Annotated in this window: 21 protein-coding genes and 1 tRNA gene; 10 read left to right on the forward strand and 12 right to left on the reverse strand. The window is 36.3% G+C overall.

Features of this window, described 5'->3' with window-relative positions:
- Nucleotides 1–22 precede the first annotated feature (22 nt).
- Together ABXT44_RS02080 and ABXT44_RS02085 are read right to left on the reverse strand one after the other, a co-directional pair.
- A complete protein-coding gene (locus tag ABXT44_RS02080) occupies nt 23–700 on the reverse strand; it encodes an ABC transporter ATP-binding protein (protein WP_416687770.1) in 678 nt (225 codons plus the stop codon).
- Entirely contained in the window at nt 693–1,928 is a 1,236-nt protein-coding gene (locus ABXT44_RS02085; protein WP_416687771.1) for a lipoprotein-releasing ABC transporter permease subunit, read from the reverse strand. Before ABXT44_RS02085 ends, ABXT44_RS02080 begins: the two co-directional genes overlap by 8 nt.
- A gap of 53 nt (nt 1,929–1,981) precedes the next feature.
- Here ABXT44_RS02085 and lpxK point away from each other — a divergent pair, with 53 nt between their 5' ends.
- From lpxK to ABXT44_RS02115, 6 genes are read left to right on the forward strand one after another with little or no spacing between them, the layout of a single operon-like run.
- Nucleotides 1,982–2,950 (forward strand): tetraacyldisaccharide 4'-kinase, encoded by a 969-nt coding sequence (gene lpxK, locus ABXT44_RS02090; protein WP_416687772.1) that lies wholly within the window; start codon nt 1,982–1,984, stop codon nt 2,948–2,950.
- Entirely contained in the window at nt 2,947–3,117 is a 171-nt protein-coding gene (locus ABXT44_RS02095) for a Trm112 family protein (RefSeq protein WP_416652793.1), read from the forward strand. Before lpxK ends, ABXT44_RS02095 begins: the two co-directional genes overlap by 4 nt.
- Nucleotides 3,117–3,854, forward strand: a complete 738-nt coding sequence (gene kdsB / locus ABXT44_RS02100; protein ID WP_416687773.1) for a 3-deoxy-manno-octulosonate cytidylyltransferase — start codon at nt 3,117–3,119, stop codon at nt 3,852–3,854. Before ABXT44_RS02095 ends, kdsB begins: the two co-directional genes overlap by 1 nt.
- Nucleotides 3,851–4,684 (forward strand): bifunctional methylenetetrahydrofolate dehydrogenase/methenyltetrahydrofolate cyclohydrolase FolD, encoded by an 834-nt coding sequence (gene folD, locus ABXT44_RS02105; RefSeq protein WP_416652795.1) that lies wholly within the window; start codon nt 3,851–3,853, stop codon nt 4,682–4,684. Before kdsB ends, folD begins: the two co-directional genes overlap by 4 nt.
- Nucleotides 4,681–5,052 carry a glutathione S-transferase N-terminal domain-containing protein gene (locus ABXT44_RS02110; RefSeq protein WP_416652796.1) on the forward strand — a complete coding sequence of 124 codons (372 nt, stop codon included), beginning with the start codon at nt 4,681–4,683 and terminating at the stop codon, nt 5,050–5,052. Before folD ends, ABXT44_RS02110 begins: the two co-directional genes overlap by 4 nt.
- 21 nt (nt 5,053–5,073) lie before the next feature.
- Entirely contained in the window at nt 5,074–5,451 is a 378-nt protein-coding gene (locus tag ABXT44_RS02115) for a hypothetical protein (RefSeq protein ID WP_416652798.1), read from the forward strand.
- Here the strand turns inward: ABXT44_RS02115 and ABXT44_RS02120 are convergent.
- From ABXT44_RS02120 to ABXT44_RS02145, 6 genes are all read right to left on the reverse strand, one after another.
- Complete coding sequence (locus ABXT44_RS02120; RefSeq protein WP_416687775.1) at nt 5,448–6,533, reverse strand: 5-(carboxyamino)imidazole ribonucleotide synthase; 1,086 nt, start codon at nt 6,531–6,533, stop codon at nt 5,448–5,450. The two genes, ABXT44_RS02115 and ABXT44_RS02120, sit on opposite strands and share 4 nt — an antisense overlap.
- Before the next feature lie 3 nt (nt 6,534–6,536).
- Nucleotides 6,537–7,025 (reverse strand): 5-(carboxyamino)imidazole ribonucleotide mutase, encoded by a 489-nt coding sequence (gene purE, locus ABXT44_RS02125; protein ID WP_416687776.1) that lies wholly within the window; start codon nt 7,023–7,025, stop codon nt 6,537–6,539.
- Between the two features lie 85 nt (nt 7,026–7,110).
- On the reverse strand, nt 7,111–7,809 hold the full coding sequence (locus tag ABXT44_RS02130; RefSeq protein WP_416687777.1) for an alpha/beta fold hydrolase: 699 nt from the start codon (nt 7,807–7,809) through the stop codon (nt 7,111–7,113).
- The gene (locus tag ABXT44_RS02135; protein ID WP_416687779.1) at nt 7,796–8,905 is read right to left on the reverse strand and encodes an aminotransferase class I/II-fold pyridoxal phosphate-dependent enzyme; all 1,110 of its coding nucleotides are present in this window, start codon (nt 8,903–8,905) and stop codon (nt 7,796–7,798) included. The genes ABXT44_RS02130 and ABXT44_RS02135 overlap by 14 nt, the downstream gene beginning before the upstream one ends.
- Before the next feature lie 18 nt (nt 8,906–8,923).
- Complete coding sequence (locus ABXT44_RS02140; RefSeq protein ID WP_416687781.1) at nt 8,924–9,706, reverse strand: thiazole synthase; 783 nt, start codon at nt 9,704–9,706, stop codon at nt 8,924–8,926.
- A gap of 77 nt (nt 9,707–9,783) precedes the next feature.
- On the reverse strand, nt 9,784–10,725 hold the full coding sequence (locus tag ABXT44_RS02145) for a Gfo/Idh/MocA family protein (protein WP_416687783.1): 942 nt from the start codon (nt 10,723–10,725) through the stop codon (nt 9,784–9,786).
- 130 nt (nt 10,726–10,855) lie between these two features.
- Here ABXT44_RS02145 and upp point away from each other — a divergent pair, with 130 nt between their 5' ends.
- Nucleotides 10,856–11,485 (forward strand): uracil phosphoribosyltransferase, encoded by a 630-nt coding sequence (gene upp / locus ABXT44_RS02150; protein WP_416687785.1) that lies wholly within the window; start codon nt 10,856–10,858, stop codon nt 11,483–11,485.
- Nucleotides 11,486–11,491: 6 nt separating this feature from the next.
- Nucleotides 11,492–12,400 (forward strand): aminotransferase class IV, encoded by a 909-nt coding sequence (locus ABXT44_RS02155; RefSeq protein WP_416687787.1) that lies wholly within the window; start codon nt 11,492–11,494, stop codon nt 12,398–12,400.
- Nucleotides 12,401–12,423: 23 nt separating this feature from the next.
- On the opposite strand, the gene ABXT44_RS02160 is transcribed toward ABXT44_RS02155, so the two are convergent.
- From ABXT44_RS02160 to trpC, 4 genes are all read right to left on the reverse strand, one after another.
- Entirely contained in the window at nt 12,424–13,848 is a 1,425-nt protein-coding gene (locus tag ABXT44_RS02160; RefSeq protein WP_416687789.1) for a cryptochrome/photolyase family protein, read from the reverse strand.
- Between the two features lie 16 nt (nt 13,849–13,864).
- Nucleotides 13,865–13,956 (reverse strand) — tRNA-Ser (locus ABXT44_RS02165).
- A 66-nt stretch (nt 13,957–14,022) separates the two neighbouring features.
- Nucleotides 14,023–14,436, reverse strand: coding sequence for an OsmC family protein (locus ABXT44_RS02170; RefSeq protein ID WP_416687791.1), 414 nt, complete (start codon nt 14,434–14,436; stop codon nt 14,023–14,025).
- Nucleotides 14,433–15,233, reverse strand: coding sequence for an indole-3-glycerol phosphate synthase TrpC (trpC, locus tag ABXT44_RS02175; protein WP_416687792.1), 801 nt, complete (start codon nt 15,231–15,233; stop codon nt 14,433–14,435). The genes ABXT44_RS02170 and trpC overlap by 4 nt, the downstream gene beginning before the upstream one ends.
- A gap of 77 nt (nt 15,234–15,310) precedes the next feature.
- Between trpC and kdsA the strand changes: the two genes are divergently transcribed.
- Both kdsA and dapB read left to right on the forward strand, forming a co-directional pair.
- A complete protein-coding gene (gene kdsA / locus ABXT44_RS02180) occupies nt 15,311–16,150 on the forward strand; it encodes a 3-deoxy-8-phosphooctulonate synthase (protein WP_416687794.1) in 840 nt (279 codons plus the stop codon).
- On the forward strand, nt 16,143–16,874 hold the full coding sequence (gene dapB, locus ABXT44_RS02185) for a 4-hydroxy-tetrahydrodipicolinate reductase (RefSeq protein ID WP_416687795.1): 732 nt from the start codon (nt 16,143–16,145) through the stop codon (nt 16,872–16,874). Before kdsA ends, dapB begins: the two co-directional genes overlap by 8 nt.
- Nucleotides 16,875–16,881: the final 7 nt, after the last annotated feature.

Here is a 16,881-nt window from a genome sequence, read left to right on the forward strand (position 1 = left end):
AACCCCCTAAAACAAACTAGCTTTACGTTTCGTTTATTTCGCCATTGGTTAAGGTAAGCTTTCTACTCATTTTATTTGCAATAGACAGGTCATGAGTAACAATTAACAGTGCGGTAGTTTTATCTGTGTTTAGCTCTATGATAAGTTCTAAGACGTCCTTTGCATTTGCCGCATCTAGGTTACCTGTTGGCTCATCTGCCAAGAGACAAGTTGGCTCAGTTATCATAGCTCTTGCAATTGCAACCCTTTGCCTTTCTCCACCTGACAGCTCTGACGGCTTATGATTCAATCGATTTTCTAGCCCAACCTTTGTTAATATTTTTTTAGATTTTAAGAGTGCACCGCCTTTATCAACACCCATGATTAACAAAGGTAAAGCCACGTTATATACTGATGAAAAATCATTTAGTAAGTGATGAAATTGATAAACAAAGCCAAGATTTTTCGCTCGCAACTCTGTCCTATCTTTTTCGCTAATTTTTGAAATATTGGTATTAGCGATGAGCACATCACCATCAGTAGGAGTATCAAGGCCAGCCATTAAATTAAGTAGCGTTGATTTTCCACATCCTGATTGACCAATAATTGCAGTTGTTTCTCCAGACTTAATTTTAAAATTTAAATTTTTTAAAACAGATGTTTGATCGTTGCCCTCATTATATGAAAAGCTAACAGAGCGACATTCAATTATATTACTCATGCCTTAAAACCTCTGAAATATTAACCTTTCCAGCACGTTTTGCTGGATAAATAGCAGCAATAATTACTAATATAAAAGCTCCCAGGACTATACTAACCAAATCGCTAAGTAGGATTTTTGATGGAAATCGGCTAATATAAAATAAATCTTTAGGGAAAAATTGGAAGCCAATAATACTTTCAATTCCAGAAATTACAGACTCGATATTAAGAGCCAATAGTAACCCAAGAATTGTTCCTATAGTAATACCAATAAAACCAATACTGAGGCCTTGGTAGAAGAATATCCTAACAATTCTTTTCGGAGTCATTCCGATGGTTCTTAGAATTGCAATGTCAGACTTTTTGTCATTAACCACCATAACCATCATAGAGACTATATTAAAAGCAGCAATAGCAATTATCAAAGAAAGAATAATTGCAATCATTTGCTTTTCAAGATTTAAAGCTCTGATAAAGTTTCGTTGTTGTTGCATCCAATCAACCCCATAATAACCATTGCCGAGCGATTTAATTACACTATCTGTAATTTTATTAGCTTCAAATAAGTCTTCTACTTTAAGGCGAATTCCAGACACTTGATTTCCAAGAGCGAATAAATCTTGAGCGTCATAAAGGTGGATAAATGCAAGATTATTGTTGAAATCATTTACGCCAGCATTAAATATACCGCTTACTGTATAAGATTGTGACTGGGGGACTAGTTTACCAATTGAATTTCTAGAGGGAGCTATCAGAGTAAGCTTATCTCCAATTCCTGTTCCCATAAGTGTTGCAAGGCCAACACCAATTAATATTGATGAATCGTCTTCATTCAGGCTAAGACTTCCATATTTAATATCATCTAATAAGGCAGAGGTTGTTGATTCTAAATCTATAAGGATGCCTCTAACACTAATGCCTTGTGAGGCATTTTTTGAAGTCATTAAGGCAAAGTCTTCAACAAAAGGCGAGGACGCAATAATCTGGTCCTGTGTGTCAATTTTTTTTCTAAGATCTTGCCAATTATCAAGAGTATCATCAGTTTCTGTTATGTAGGAGTGAGAAATCGTGTTTAAAACTCGATTTGTTAACTCTTCATGAAAGCCGTTCATTACTGACAAGACAGTAATAAGAGACATAACAGCTAGAACAAGACCAACCATAGAAACGCCAGAAATAAAAGAAACAAAGCCTTTTTTTCGATTGGATCTTAAATATTGGTTAGAAATATGAAATTCAACACTCATGGTCGGAATATTTTGTCATAATTAATGTTTTAAAAGTGATTAAAATTATCAAAATGCTAAGTATTATAAGTTTTATCAATCACAGTAAGTTTGGCTTGGTTAATTTTTTGCTTTTGCCTTTTTCCGCTATTTTCTTCATTTTTAGTTATATACGTCTTTGTCTTTACAAAGTAAGGTTATTAAAAGTAAGCGTGTCATCAGTTCCAGTTATTGTTATAGGCAATATAACAGCAGGTGGAACTGGAAAGACGCCAATTGTAATTGCAGTCGCTAATTATTTTGCATCTCGCAATAAAATGGTAGGAGTTGTTTCCAGGGGCTATGGGGGAAAGTACGCTCAAGAATCATTAGAGGTTACTTCGACAAGTGATCCAATTGATTGCGGTGATGAGCCTTTGTTAATAAAGCAACAAACTGAAGCTTTTGTTGTAGTGGCTAAAAAAAGAAGCAATGCAGTAAAATTTTTAACTGAAAACTATTCAGTAGATTTAATTATTAGTGATGATGGTCTTCAGCATTATGCTATGGGACGCGATATTGAAATCGCAGTTATAGATGGACACAATCGATTAGGAAATGGGTGGTTTCTTCCAGCAGGACCTCTAAGAGAATCAAAAAAAAGGCTCAAGTTAGTTGATTTTATTATCAATAATGGTTCGCATATGGAAGGAGAGATATCAAGCAAAATTGAAGCAAACTGTTATATTAATCTAGCTACCAATGAAAAAAAAGATCTTGATTTTTTTAAAAGTAAAAAATGCTTTGCTATCGCTGGAATTGGAAATCCAGATAATTTTTATTCATTGCTTGAGGAGCTTGGAGTTAATTTAATTACTAAAACATTTGCAGATCATCATAAATTTATTGAGAAGGATTTCGAATTTAAGGGTAATTATCCAATCTTAATGACAGCCAAGGATTGTGTAAAATGTAAACAGTTTGCAACAAGCCAAATGTGGTATTTGTCTGTGGATGCAAAAATTAGTTCTGACTTTTATCAGCAACTCGAGTCTAAATTATGATTGACGAAAATTTATTAAAAATGTTAGTTTGCCCAGAAAGTAAAGCGCCTCTTAAGTTAGTTGGTGAAGAATTAGTGTGTGAAAAAAGTCAGTTAGCCTACCCTATTATTGATGGCATTCCAATTCTGCTTTTAGAAGAGGCTCGAAAAACTAATTCTGAAAAGTAATGGAATTTTCAGTAATTATTCCTGCTCGATATGCCTCAAGCCGTTTACCGGCAAAGCTACTAGAAAAAATAAATGGCAAAACACTTATTGAGCATACTTATTCAAATGCAGTTATGAGTTCTGCCATACGTGTAATTATTGCAACGGATGATGAAAGAATAAGTAAGGTTGCTAAGGATTTTGGTGCCGAGGTTTGTATGACTGACTCAAGTCACACATCTGGTACTTCTCGCTTATCAGAGGTAGTCACCTCTCTAAATTTTAATGAGGATGAAGTGGTTGTTAATGTTCAGGGTGATGAGCCCATGATGAGCCCTAATGCAATAAATCAGGTTGCCTCTAACTTGATTAAAAGTGGAATGAGTGTTGCAACATTGTGCGAAAAAATTGAAAGTGAAGAATCTTACTTTGATCTAAATTGCGTTAAAGTCGTATATAATTCGCGCGGCAAAGCATTGTACTTCTCAAGATCACCGATTCCTGCTTTTAGGAATAGTAGTGAGATTAATTTGGATTTTTGTTTTCGCCATGTTGGCTTATATGCATATCGAGTTAGTTTTTTAAAGCAATATTTGCAAATGGGTAAATCTGAGCTAGAACTCGCTGAGAAATTGGAGCAGTTAACTATATTAAACCAAGGAATCGATATTAATGTTGATATTTCTTGCGCTCCAACTGGCTATGGTGTTGATACAGAATTTGATTTGAAAAAAGTTAAAGAGGAATTAAAAAAATGAATATTATTGACGGAAAAGAGATTGCAAAAAATCTGCGTTTAAAAATTGCTGAAGAAGTAAAAATGCTTGAACGACCTCCTGGTCTTGCTGTAATTCTAGTAGGTGAAGATCCTGCCTCAGCAGTCTATGTAAGAAATAAAGAGCTAGCATGTAAGCAGGCAGGATTTTTTTCAGATAAGATTATTAAATCAGAGAATATCACAGAAGAACAGTTATTAGAAGAGGTGGAGAGACTTAACAATAATCCTTATATAGATGGCATTTTAGTGCAGCTTCCGTTGCCTAAACATATTGATGCAAATAAGGTTATTGAGCACATCTCACCATATAAGGATGTTGATGGATTCCACAGTGAAAATATTGGAAAGTTAATGCAGAATAAATCCCATTTAAGGCCATGCACTCCAAAGGGCGTTATGACTATGTTGGCATCAGTTGATTGTAAGGTGGAAGGTATGAATTGTGTAGTTATTGGTGCTTCAAATATTGTCGGTAGGCCAATGGCAATGGAGCTTCTAAATGCTCGTGGAACTGTAACTATTTGCAATAGTAAAACTAAAAATGTTGCTGAAAAAGTTAGGCAAGCTGACATTGTTGTTGTAGGTGTGGGAATTCCAGAAATGGTCAAAGGTGACTGGGTTAAAGATGGAGCTATTGTTATAGATATAGGCATTAATCGATTGGAAGATGGCTCTCTAGTTGGAGATGTAGACTTTGATGCAGTCAAAGATAAAGCTGGAGCTATAACGCCAGTTCCTGGTGGAGTTGGACCAATGACTATTGCAACGCTTTTAGAAAACACATTGATAGCATACAGGCAAAGTTTATGAGATTTTTTCTAAGATTATTAAGAGAAGGCTCTGGTAGAGTATTGATATTAATTGACTGGTTATTTAAGCCTTCAGTAGTAAAAAGAAATGATGAAGAGCAAGCTAAGGTTGATCAAGAAACAAAAATTCTAAAGCTTTATCAGTTCTATGCTTGCCCATTTTGCGTTAAGACTAGAAGAGCAATTAAACGTTTAAATCTTAAAGTTGAGACTCGTGATGCTCAAACTGCCGGGAAATTCAGAAAAGAGCTGGAAATAAGTGGTGGAAAGATTAAGGTTCCATGCTTAAAGCTAGAGGGTGCTGGTGAAGCTACTTGGATTTATGAATCGAATGATATTATTAAGTACCTGGATGAGCGCTTTTCATAAACCATTTAATTTTTTATAAAAATGCTTTATATTCGTGGCGGTAATAAAGAGCAAATAGTGCTTTCGCAGCAGTTATTTAGTTTCTGCAGTAACGGCTTGTTTCAAGCAAATAACATTCCAAATATTGATCTAACTATCCAAAAAGTAGATGATGCGCTTGCTTGGACAGACTATGAGGGCGATGGCAAGTTCTTTATAGAAATTGAAGAATCATTAGATAGAAAAAAATTCATTATTACCCTGTGTCATGAAATGATACATGTGTGTCAATTTTTAGCAGGTGTTGAAGTCAGTGAGCTATCAGCATATCACTATGAAGAGGAGCTAGCAGAGCAGTTTTATCAAGAAGAGCTAGGCGGTAGTATTAATGGAAGTCTTTCAGATCTAAAAGAGGATTAAGGTAAATACTCTTTTAAGCTTCCTATCGTTTTATTTAATTCATCAATTGAGTTAGAAGTTAAAGTTATATGGCCTAACTTTCTTCCAGTTCGCTCTTCTTTATTATATAAATGAAGGTGAGCATTTTTAGTTTTAAGTACTTTTTGGATTGGTCCGTGGACTCCAATTATATTGATCATAGCACTGAACTTTGAAGTAATAGTTGTTTGTCCTAAGGGAGATTCAGTAATAGCTCTTATATGATTTTCAAATTGAGAGGTTTGTGCGCCTTCAATGGTCCAATGGCCAGAATTATGAACTCTTGGGGCTATCTCATTAACTAGAAGGTCATCAGATTCAAAGAGTTCAATGGTTAAAACTCCAACATGTTTAATTTCTTTAAGAATAGAGCTCATATACACTTCTGCTTTTTTTTGAAGAGACGCTGAGATATTTTGTGCAGGCGCTATAGTTAATCTTAGTATCCCCTCATGATGAGAATTTTCAACCAAAGGATAATATTCAAGGCTACCATCTATACCTCTAACTGCAATCAACGATAGCTCTCGCTTAAAGTTTATAAAGCCCTCGAGAATTGAGTCAGCACCAGCCATCTTTTCCCATGCTTCATGGATCTGGGTTTCAGATTTAATTAAAAACTGTCCTTTACCATCATAGCCATCTGATGCTGTTTTTAGTATAGAAGGGATTCCAATATTCTTAATTGCACTTTTTAAATCATCAAGACTATTTACCATTTGATAGGGCGCACAAGGTATTTTTAATGCATCTAGAAGTGCTTTTTCTCTGCCGCGATGTTGAGAAATATATAGAGAATTGTCACTAGGAAAAACTTTGGTATTTTTACTAATTTCATTAACAATAGTTACGTCAGTATTTTCGCTTTCATAGGTCACAATGTCCGAACTATCAGCAAAATTACTAACCATTTCTGGATTATCATTATGGATAAATGTTTTCCCAAGAAGTGAAGATGGGTCTTCTTCAGATAACGCTAAAAATCTCATTTGGTGACCTAACGGATAAGCCGATAGCGCAAGCATTCTCCCCAATTGACCCGCGCCTAGAACTCCAATTTTCATAAGTTATTTGTCTGGATTAGGATTGTTGAGAACACTTCGAGTCTGCTCTAAACGAAATTTAGTAACTTTTTGTCTTACTTCTTCATTATGGTTGCCAACGATCTGGGCTGCCAAAATTCCAGCATTTTTTGCGCCTGCTTCGCCTATGGCAAGCGTGCCCACAGGAATTCCACCAGGCATTTGAACAATTGACAATAAAGAGTCGTGACCACTTAATGCCTTGGACTGAATTGGCACCCCTAAGACTGGAATAATTGTTTTTGAAGCAACCATCCCTGGTAAGTGGGCAGAGCCGCCAGCACCAGCAATAATTACTTCAAGTCCTCTTGCTTGAGCTGTTTCGGCGTATTCAAACATTAAATCAGGAGTGCGATGGGCTGAGACAACCTTGACTTCATATGGAACACCTAATTCTTCAAGCATCTCTGTGGCAATTTTCATTGTGGGCCAATCTGACTTTGATCCCATAATAACTCCAACTAGTGCGCTCATTTTGATTTTGGTGAGGAAATTGCTTGAATTATACCAAAAACAAGATAGTTATTAGAATTGAAACTAATCTTGAAAGAGCTGGTGATTAAAGTTTAAAGTCTTTATCAACAAAAGGAAGATGACCAGAGTGAATAATAGAGGTTTGTGAGCCAACTGCCTCATACCATTCTTTAATTTTTACTGGGACTAGAGTATCAAGTGTCCCAAGGATAGTAGTTTTAGGTACTGCAATATCTTTATAAATATCTCGCAAGTCAGAATTAATAATTATTTCTAATCCAGTATTTAGTGCACTATGTGAGGCTGGATATTTTTGAATTGATTTGTAAAGCTCTTGAAGTTGAGACTTGTCTTTGCTTTGAAGGCTTACGAAACGTTTGAGTGATTTTGTACTATCATTTTTTAAATTAATTGCAAATTGATCAAATACCTCACTACTTATTCCATAATTCCAGTTTTCATTATTTATAAGACAGGGTGTTGCGGCAACTAGAATTAACTTGCTAATCTCAATTTGACTTGCAATATAGGTTGAAAGTAAGCCACCTAAAGACCAGCCAAGTAAGATAGATCGCTCTGGGATTATCTTAATTAGTTCATTGCACCAGCTTTCAATATTTCCATCTATATCTCTACTTCTTCCGTGGCCAGGAAGATCAATAACTGTTATTCGATAGTTTGCCTTATATTTATCTATCAAGCTTTGGAATATATCGCTATTAAAGGCCCATCCATGTAATAAGACTAGACTTGGGCCATCGCCTATAGTTTTATGCCATAACATCTTTTACCTTTTTTAAAAGTGTTTCAATTTGCTTTTCACTATGACCCGCTGATAATGTAAATCGAAGTCGGGCGGTGTTAGGAGGAACTGTAGGAGGCCGTATAGCACTTACAAAAAAACCTTCATCAAATAGCTTGTTACTAAGCTTAAGAGCTTCATTACTTGAGCCTACAACAAGCGGATGAATTGCACTATCAGAGTCTTCAAATTGAAGATCTAACTGACTATAAATATTCTTAAAGTGACTAATATTAGCTAATAACTTATTTTTTTGTTCACCCTTTTTAATTAACTCTAAGCTCATAAGGCCTGCATGACAAAAACTAGGGGGGATGGCAGTAGTGTAGGTATATGGCCTTGATTTTTGTATTAAAAATTCTATAAAGTCATCGTCTCCAGCTACAAAGGCCCCCATAACCCCAGCAGACTTTCCTAGCGTAGCCATGTAAATCGAATGCTTAGGGATTGTTGGGTTAAAAACGCCAAATCCATGAGCATCATCTTGCATTAATATTGCATCAGTTTGATTTAGAGTTTTATCAATTTCTGAAATATCTGCTTTGTCCCCATCCATACTAAAAATATGATCAGTTACAACCAGACCAGAGCCAGTTTGTTTTTTTAATTTCTTTTGAAGTGAGACAAGATTTTTATGGAGATACCTTTGAATTGGAAGGCCAATTAGTCTGGCGCCATCGATTAATGATGCATGATTTAATTTATCTTGAAGTGACCATTTGATTTCATCCCTAAGAGCGGAAAATATTCCTAGATTTGCACTATAGCCTGATGAAAAAAGCAGTGCTCTTTGCTGGCCAGTATGTTCAGCTAATGCTTCTTCAAATATATGATGTGATTTTGAGTGGCCACTTACTAGATGAGACGCTCCTGATCCAACTCCATATAGCTTTACCCCTTCAATTAGCGTCTCTTTAATTTTAGGATGATTAGCAAGAGATAGGTAATCATTTGAGCAAAAATTCACAATTTTCTTGCCATCAATTTCCATAATAGCGCCTTGGGCACCATTAGCAATTCTTCTTAAACGTAGTAAGTGATTCTGCTCAATATCACTTATTTTTTTTGAGAAGTTCATTGCACTAACATCTTAAGGCTATATTAAATTTTCCATAGGTGAGGAAGCGCTTGCATAACTTTTCTTAATCATTCTGCCCGCAAGATAGGATTCACGCCCAGCTATAATAGCATGCTTCATTGCACTTGCCATTAGTATAGGGTTTTCTGCATTTGCAATTGCAGAATTCATAAGTACGCCGTCACACCCGAGTTCCATTGCTTCTGCGGCATCACTTGCGCAGCCAATCCCAGCATCAACTAGGACAGGAACGTTGGCCTGATCTTTAATTATCTTAATATTAAAAGGATTAGCTATTCCCTGGCCTGATCCAATAAGAGAGGCTAATGGCATAATTGCACAGCAACCAATCTCTTCAAGTTCTTTAGCTACTATAGGATCATCCGAAGTATAAACCATGACATCAAAACCTTCTTTTATTAGTATTTTAGATGCTTCAAGAGTTTCTACAATATTAGGATAAAGTGTTTTTTCATCACCCAGAACCTCTAATTTAACGAGGTTATGTCCGTCTAATAATTCTCTTGCTAGAAGTAGAGTTCTAACTGCATCTTTTGAGTTGTAACAGCCTGCAGTATTTGGGAGGATTGTATATTTTTTAGGAGAAACAGCATCAAGAAGGCTTTCTTCGTTTGGATTTTGGCCAATATTAACACGACGAATTGCCACAGTAATAATCTCTGAGCCAGAGGCTTCAGTGGCTAACTTAGTTTCTTCTAGATCTTTGTATTTTCCAGAGCCAACGAGGAGTCTAGAGTTAAAAGTTCTGCCTGCTATAGTAAATGGAGTGTCTTTTTTCATAGCGTTATAAGATACCATGTGATGCAACAAAAATTATTCTATCGCATAGTATTCTTTTGAAGTTTCAAATGATTTATTTATATGATTAAACCAGCTTTGTGTTGGATCTCATTTATAGCCTTCGTAACAATCTGAGAAATTAAAAAATCAGACTTAGATTTTGATTCTGCAAGCGATACAAAGTCATCAATCATAAGTTTGTACTGATTACATGGTGGAAAGCTAACTTTAGTACCTTCCTGCAAACCTCCATTTGCCCAATAAGCGTGAGTAACTTCAGGTGGGTTAACAGGGACGCTTAGTTTTGCCCAGCCACTTGACCCTAAAACCGTCAATGCTTGACAAAGTGCTGCATTACCTGAAACAGTGAAGCTTAATGTTTGGCCATTTGGCCATTGAAGTGTTGCATCAACTTGCTTCTCAATATCATAGTGATCACTCATTATTGCAGTTGCTGAAAGAACCTTGGGGATACCTGTAAATAGCATACATCCTGATAATATTGCATAACAACCAATGTCGTATAATGGACCGCCACCATCTACTTTGCGATTTCGAATATTGCCTTTAGGCTGGTCAGGATAGCTAAAAATAAAGTGAGATGACTGATGATCTCCAATGTCAAGCTCTTTGAGCCATGCCCATTGTGGGTGACTTCTTACCATGTAGGCTTCATAAAAAAAAGATTCACTGCTTGCAGCTGCTGATTCTAATTCCTTTAATTCGTTCATATTAAGGGCAACTGGCTTTTCACAAAGAACATGCTTGCCTAATTTAAGTGCTTGAATAGAGTAGGACACATGCAGATGATTTGGGAGCGGGTTATAAATTGCATCTATTGATGGTTCTGATAGAAGAGCATCATAGTCAGTCTCAATAGCATCTTTATAGATACTTGGTAATGGTACTTGACCAGGATTTCTTCTTCCAACATGGGTAACCTCATGTCCTGCAGCTAAGATTGCTGGAACAACATATTCGCGAGCAATTTTTGCTTCACCTAAAATTCCAAATTTCATTTAAACCTTTTATTTTTTTTATGATGAGACAATAATACTTGTTCTTTTTATATGATTTTTAGAAAAATATTACAAATTGTATTAACATGTAAAATTAGTTTCTTAATAAGTTTTTTTTGAAGGAATACTAATGCCCTTAAATGCAATTAAACATCCTCTTTTAGCCCATAAAATTGCCTTACTTAGGCAACATGGAATTAGCACAAAACAATTTCGTGAACTAGCTAACGAAGTTGCGAGTCTATTGACGTATGAAGCTACTCGGAATTTACCACTCGAAGACCGTGAAATTAATGGCTGGCAAGGAGAGCCAATCAACACTCAAATGTTATCTGGAAAAAAATTGTCAATTGTTCCTATTTTGCGAGCTGGCTTGGGAATGCTTGATGGTGTGTTGACTTTGGTGCCAAATGCTAAAGTTAGTGTCGTTGGTCTTTACAGAGATGAGAAAACTTTAAATCCAGTTGCATACTTTGATAAAGTTATTACAGATATTGATCAAAGAACTGCCTTAATTATTGATCCTATGCTTGCAACTGGAGGAACCCTCCTTGCTACAATTGACCTTCTTAAACAGAAGGGCTGTAAAAAAATTATTGGTTTATTTCTAGTTGCCTCTCCTGAAGGGTTAGAAAGGGTAACTAAACTTCATCCTGATGTAGATCTTTTTATAGCTGCAATAGATGACTCTTTGAATGAGCAGGGCTATATTCTTCCAGGACTAGGCGATGCTGGTGACAAGATTTTTGGAACTAAGTAAATAATCTTGGAAGAAGATATTTTTCCAAAAGGAGCAGCCTGGATGAATGGTGAATTCATTCAACTATCTGAAGCTCATATTCCGATTTTAGATTGGGGATTTTTAAGGTCTGATGCAACTTATGATGTTGTTCATGTTTGGAAAGGGCGTTTTTTTCGCTTAGATAAGCATATTGACAGATTTTTTGAATCAACAGAAAAATTAAGAATGCCTTGTATAGTTAGCCGTGATGAACTTAAAAAAATACTTGCTGGTTGTGTCCATCGATCTGGACTGGATGATGTCTATGTAGAAATGATTCAAACTAGAGGAATGTCCCCTAAATTTGACAGAGATCCACGTAAATCTAAGCCTCGGTTTATTGCTTTTGCTGTTCCATTTGGTTGGATTCTTAAGCCCGAAGATTTTGAGAAAGGATTGGACGTTTTAGTAAGTGCTAGAAGGAGAATACCAACTAATTCTATTGATTCAAGAATTAAAAATTATCACTGGCTTGATTTGGTAAGTGGAATGTATGAAGCTTATGACTTAGATCATGACACGGTAATCCTTGTGGATGAAGAAAATAATATTTCAGAAGGGCCAGGTTTTAATATTTTTTGTGTAGATAAGGATGGGCTTCATTCCCCTAGTCAGGGAGTTTTAGAAGGCATAACTAGGCATACAGTTCTTGATTTAGCAAAAGAATTAGGCGTTCCTTTTCAGTTAAGCTCAATATCACTTGAAAAGCTTCAAGATTCAAATGAAGTTTTTGCAACTTCAACAGCGGGTGGAATAATGCCAATTACAAGAATAAATGATAAATTAGTTGGCAAAGGTGTCCCTGGAAAAATTACCAGAATACTTCATCAGAGTTATTGGGACAAACACACTCACCCTGACTGGAGTCAGTCAGTTAGTGATTTTTTAGAGTAGGGGCTTTAACAGAGCTTTGATGATTAATCATCCACTTTTTTTAAAGTTTTAAACGCTTCAAGCGCATTCTGGCGAGATAATTTTAAATCTATAATAGGATTTGGATAGTCTTTTCCAATAACAACTCCAGCCCTATCTAATTCTTCTTGGGGCGCTTCCCAAGGATTAAATAAGTATTTGTTTGGCAGCTCACTTATTTCAGGGATGTATTTACGAATATATTCCCCATCCGAGTCGAACTTTTGCCCCTGCGTGACTGGGTTAAAAATTCTAAAGTAGGGCGCTGCATCTGCGCCGCAACCTGCAATCCATTGCCAGCTTGCACTATTGCTAGCTAAATCTGCATCTACTAAACAGTCCCAAAACCATCTTTCACCATGATGCCAGTGAAGTAGAAGATTTTTAACTAAAAATGAACCTACAACCATTCTTACACGGTTATGCATTGCGCCAGTTAGCCATAACTCCCTCATGCCTGCATCAACCATAGGTATTCCAGTTTGACCTTTTTGCCAAGCAATTAATTTTTTCTCATCTTTATCCCATGGGAATAGATCAAACTTGGGTTGCAAATTCTTTTTAGGAAGTTCAGGATTAAAGTAGAGCTGCGTGTATGAAAATTCGCGCCAACCGAGCTCGCTACAGAAGTGGTCAATATTGTTGTCATCGCCTTTTTTCTGTGCAGCATGCCAAGCTTGATTGGGAGAAATCTCACCAAAATGAAGATGTGGAGATAGCCTAGAGACAAAAGGTTTTGATGGAATATTTCGGCCTTCTTTATAATTTTCCACTCCATTATTTAGGAATTCGGTTAATCGATTATTTGCTCCAAGCTCACCAATATTCCAAAATGATTTCATTTTAATATCCCATTTAGTGGATGGTAATAAAGATAAAGCATTGATATCTTTTAAACTATTGTTATCATTAAAAAGATCTAGATTTATTGGAGTAGAAATTGGCTTACGTGGCTCGTCAGATAAAAGACACCCTTTTCGAAAGTAGGGCGTAAAAACTTTATATGGAGTCCCGTCTCCTTTTTTTATTGTCCAGGGCTCCCAGAGTAATGAACCATTTAAAGTATTAACTTTAATTCCTTTAGACTCAAGTTCTTTTTTGATATGAGTATCACGATTGATGCGCCATGGCTCATAACAACGATTCCAAAATATCTCTTTAATATCTAATCGATCAATAATATCCAATATTACTGTAATGGGATCTCCCGAGTAAATTGATAAATTTTGATCTAGGCTTTTGTTAAGAGAATTTAGAGAGTGATGCAGCCAAAATCGACTTGCTTCTCCCATCGCAAGTTCTTTTGAATTTATATCGTCCAGAATGTAGATAGGAAGTATTGAACTATTTTTTGCTGCCTCAAATAGTGCAGGGTTGTCAGATAACCTTAGATCTTGGCGAAACCAATGGATAACTTTAGGTGTATTCATAGAGCATTCAATATTATGGCGGAGAGAGAGGGATTCGAACCCTCGATAGGAGTTAAAGCCTATACTCCCTTAGCAGGGGAGCGCCTTCAGCCACTCGGCCATCTCTCCGAAGATGGAATATTATACTGGAATTATTTTCAATGAGTATTTTAGTAATAAGGGTTTTATTAAATATTATTCAGTGACTTCAAAGTCATGGGTAATGTTTGCCGTTTTACCAAGCATGATAGATGCAGAGCAGTATTTTTCAGCTGAGAGTGAAATTGCTTTATCAACTTTTTTAGAGTCTAAGTCTTTTCCTTTAACAATAAAGTGAATATGTATATCGGTAAACACCTTTGGGTGTTCATTGGCTCTTTCAGCACTTATCTTTGTTTCACAATGTGATAGGTCTTGACGCATTTTTTGAAGCGTTGTAACGACATCAATCATAGTGCAGCCCGCCACTCCAAGCAGAAGCATTTCCATCGGTCTAACACCAAGATTTTCACCGCCAATCTCTATCGGACCATCCATCGTAATAGAGTGACCACTATGAGACTTACCAACCATTAACATGCCATCAACCCAATTTACAGAAAGATTCATTTAAAAAACTCCTTAAGTTTTTGGCCAGGATTTGAGTGCTTCATAAATGCCTCGCCAATTAAAAAACCAAATACATCATTCTTGTGCATCAACTCAACATCAGCTTTAGATGCAATTCCTGACTCAGTTATCACAAGTTTATCACCACTAATTTCACTAAGCAAGTCAATGGTGGTTTGAAGGCTAACTTCAAAGTTTCGAAGATTCCTATTATTAATTCCAATCATTGGTAAATCTAATTTAAGCGCACGACGAAGTTCATTTAAATCATGAGTTTCAACTAATACATCCATATTGAGAGATAAAGCAAGGTCGCTTAAATGTCTGATTTCATCATCCTCTAGACAAGACACAATTAGTAAAATACAATCTGCCCCCATCGCTCTTGATTCATAGACTTGATAGGGCTTAATAATGAAATCTTTACGAATAACTGGTAATGAAACTGCAGCTCGCGCTTTTATCAAATATAAAGGATCACCTTGAAAAAAATCACGATCTGTTAATATAGAAAGGCAGCTTGCACCTCCATCTTCGTAGCTTTTTGCAATTTCGACAGGCTCAAAATTCTCTCTTAAAACGCCCTTACTTGGAGAGGCTTTTTTAATTTCAGCAATTATTCCACTTTGACGCTTTTTTACTTTTTTGTTTAATGAGTTGAAAAATCCTCGGGGGGTATCTGCACTATTTGCTAGCTCAATCATTTTTTCAATCGGAAGCCGCTTTGTTGACTCTGCGATTTCTTCTTGCTTTCGAGCAACAATTTTTTTAAGTATGTCAGGTGTTTTTTGTGCCATGGTTTTAATGAATTTATAACAATGCTTATTTTAAACGAATATAATTTACGTATATATTTAAGTAATGAGTGAAGTACATGAATTTACTAGATTTTCAGGCTGGAATTGATCACCCATTTTTTTTGATTGCTGGCCCATGTGTTGTTGAGTCAGAGTCTTTAGCAATGGAAAGTGCAAGCTATTTGAAAAAAGTTTGTAGCGAGCTTAATATCAATTTCATCTATAAGTCTTCCTATGACAAGGCCAATCGAACAAGCGCAGATAGTTTTCGTGGTCTAGGTATTGAAGAAGGGCTTCGTATTTTAGAAAAAGTAAAGTCTGAAGTTGGGGTCTCTGTTTTAACTGATGTTCATGAAGATTCGCCTCTAGATGAGGTCTCTTCAGTAGTTGATGTCCTTCAAACTCCTGCTTTCCTTGTAAGGCAGACTAATTTTATTCAAAATGTGTGTAGTCAAGGTTTGCCTGTAAATATTAAGAAAGGCCAATTTCAAGCGCCCTGGGATATGGTCAATGTTGTTGAGAAGGCCAAGGCAACAGGAAATCAACAAATTATGGTTTGTGATAGAGGGACATCTTTTGGATACAACACACTTGTTTCAGATATGAGAGGCCTTTCAAGTATGAGGTCAACAAACTGTCCAATTGTTTTTGATGCAACTCACTCTGTTCAGCAGCCTGGTGGAGAGGGTACATCCTCTGGTGGGCAAAGAGAAATGGTACCAGTTTTAGCTAGAGCAGCTGTTGCAGTTGGCGTTTCTGGTGTCTTTATGGAGACGCATCCAAATCCCGAGCTTGCAAAAAGTGATGGCCTTAACTCTATGCCAATGAACTTAATGTTTACATTACTTGAAACTCTCAAGAAGATTGATGAAGTAACTAAAAATAATGATTTATTAGAGGATTCTATCAATGACTAGAATTGCAATAAACGGTTCTAAAGGAAAGATGGGGCAAACCCTTGTTGAGGCAGTCAATTTAAATAATATTGCGATATTAGGCGCAGCTGTTGATAAAGGCGATAACCTTAATGATTCACTCCAAGATTTCGACGTTTTAATTGATTTTTCAAGACCCAAAGCTTCCCTGAAGGCCATCTCAATTTGTAAAAATTCTGGAAAAGCTATGGTCATTGGGACTACTGGGTTTAGTGATGATGAGCTAAAAGTAATCAAGCAAGCTTCAACTCAGATACCAATTGTTTTTGCTCCTAATATGAGTGTTGGAGTTAATTTAACGCTTAAGTTGTTGGAGACTTCTGCAAAAGTTATTGGGCAAGATTCTAGTATAGAAATTATTGAAACCCACCACCGTTATAAGGTTGATTCGCCTTCAGGCACGGCTCTTAAGATGGGTGAGGTTGTTGCAAACGCTCTTGGAAGAGACTTAGCTAACTGCGCAGTATATGGCCGTGAAGGTATTGATGAGCCTAGAGATTTAAATACCATTGGATTTTCATCGATTAGGGGCGGTGATGTTGTAGGCGATCATACTGTTACTTTTTTTATGGAAGGTGAGCGCGTTGAAATAACACATAAAGCATCATCTAGAATGATTTATGCAAATGGTGCTGTAAGAGCAGCTAACTGGCTTTATGAAAAGCCTAGTGGGCTATATTCAATGCAAGATGTTTTAGAAATTTAGGAGTAAT

This window comes from Candidatus Pseudothioglobus sp. Uisw_041, from assembly GCF_048087625.1.
GTDB lineage: Bacteria > Pseudomonadota > Gammaproteobacteria > PS1 > Pseudothioglobaceae > Pseudothioglobus.

Coding starts and splice junctions, on each gene's coding strand:
- ABXT44_RS02080 (WP_416687770.1), bottom strand. CDS start 700: ATGAGTAATATAATTGAATGTCGCTCTGTTAGCTTTTCATATAATGAG.
- ABXT44_RS02085 (WP_416687771.1), bottom strand. CDS start 1,928: ATGAGTGTTGAATTTCATATTTCTAACCAATATTTAAGATCCAATCGA.
- lpxK (WP_416687772.1), top strand. CDS start 1,982: ATGCTAAGTATTATAAGTTTTATCAATCACAGTAAGTTTGGCTTGGTT.
- ABXT44_RS02095 (WP_416652793.1), top strand. CDS start 2,947: ATGATTGACGAAAATTTATTAAAAATGTTAGTTTGCCCAGAAAGTAAA.
- kdsB (WP_416687773.1), top strand. CDS start 3,117: ATGGAATTTTCAGTAATTATTCCTGCTCGATATGCCTCAAGCCGTTTA.
- folD (WP_416652795.1), top strand. CDS start 3,851: ATGAATATTATTGACGGAAAAGAGATTGCAAAAAATCTGCGTTTAAAA.
- ABXT44_RS02110 (WP_416652796.1), top strand. CDS start 4,681: ATGAGATTTTTTCTAAGATTATTAAGAGAAGGCTCTGGTAGAGTATTG.
- ABXT44_RS02115 (WP_416652798.1), top strand. CDS start 5,074: ATGCTTTATATTCGTGGCGGTAATAAAGAGCAAATAGTGCTTTCGCAG.
- ABXT44_RS02120 (WP_416687775.1), bottom strand. CDS start 6,533: ATGAAAATTGGAGTTCTAGGCGCGGGTCAATTGGGGAGAATGCTTGCG.
- purE (WP_416687776.1), bottom strand. CDS start 7,025: ATGAGCGCACTAGTTGGAGTTATTATGGGATCAAAGTCAGATTGGCCC.
- ABXT44_RS02130 (WP_416687777.1), bottom strand. CDS start 7,809: ATGTTATGGCATAAAACTATAGGCGATGGCCCAAGTCTAGTCTTATTA.
- ABXT44_RS02135 (WP_416687779.1), bottom strand. CDS start 8,905: ATGAACTTCTCAAAAAAAATAAGTGATATTGAGCAGAATCACTTACTA.
- ABXT44_RS02140 (WP_416687781.1), bottom strand. CDS start 9,706: ATGAAAAAAGACACTCCATTTACTATAGCAGGCAGAACTTTTAACTCT.
- ABXT44_RS02145 (WP_416687783.1), bottom strand. CDS start 10,725: ATGAAATTTGGAATTTTAGGTGAAGCAAAAATTGCTCGCGAATATGTT.
- upp (WP_416687785.1), top strand. CDS start 10,856: ATGCCCTTAAATGCAATTAAACATCCTCTTTTAGCCCATAAAATTGCC.
- ABXT44_RS02160 (WP_416687789.1), bottom strand. CDS start 13,848: ATGAATACACCTAAAGTTATCCATTGGTTTCGCCAAGATCTAAGGTTA.
- ABXT44_RS02170 (WP_416687791.1), bottom strand. CDS start 14,436: ATGAATCTTTCTGTAAATTGGGTTGATGGCATGTTAATGGTTGGTAAG.
- trpC (WP_416687792.1), bottom strand. CDS start 15,233: ATGGCACAAAAAACACCTGACATACTTAAAAAAATTGTTGCTCGAAAG.
- kdsA (WP_416687794.1), top strand. CDS start 15,311: ATGAATTTACTAGATTTTCAGGCTGGAATTGATCACCCATTTTTTTTG.
- dapB (WP_416687795.1), top strand. CDS start 16,143: ATGACTAGAATTGCAATAAACGGTTCTAAAGGAAAGATGGGGCAAACC.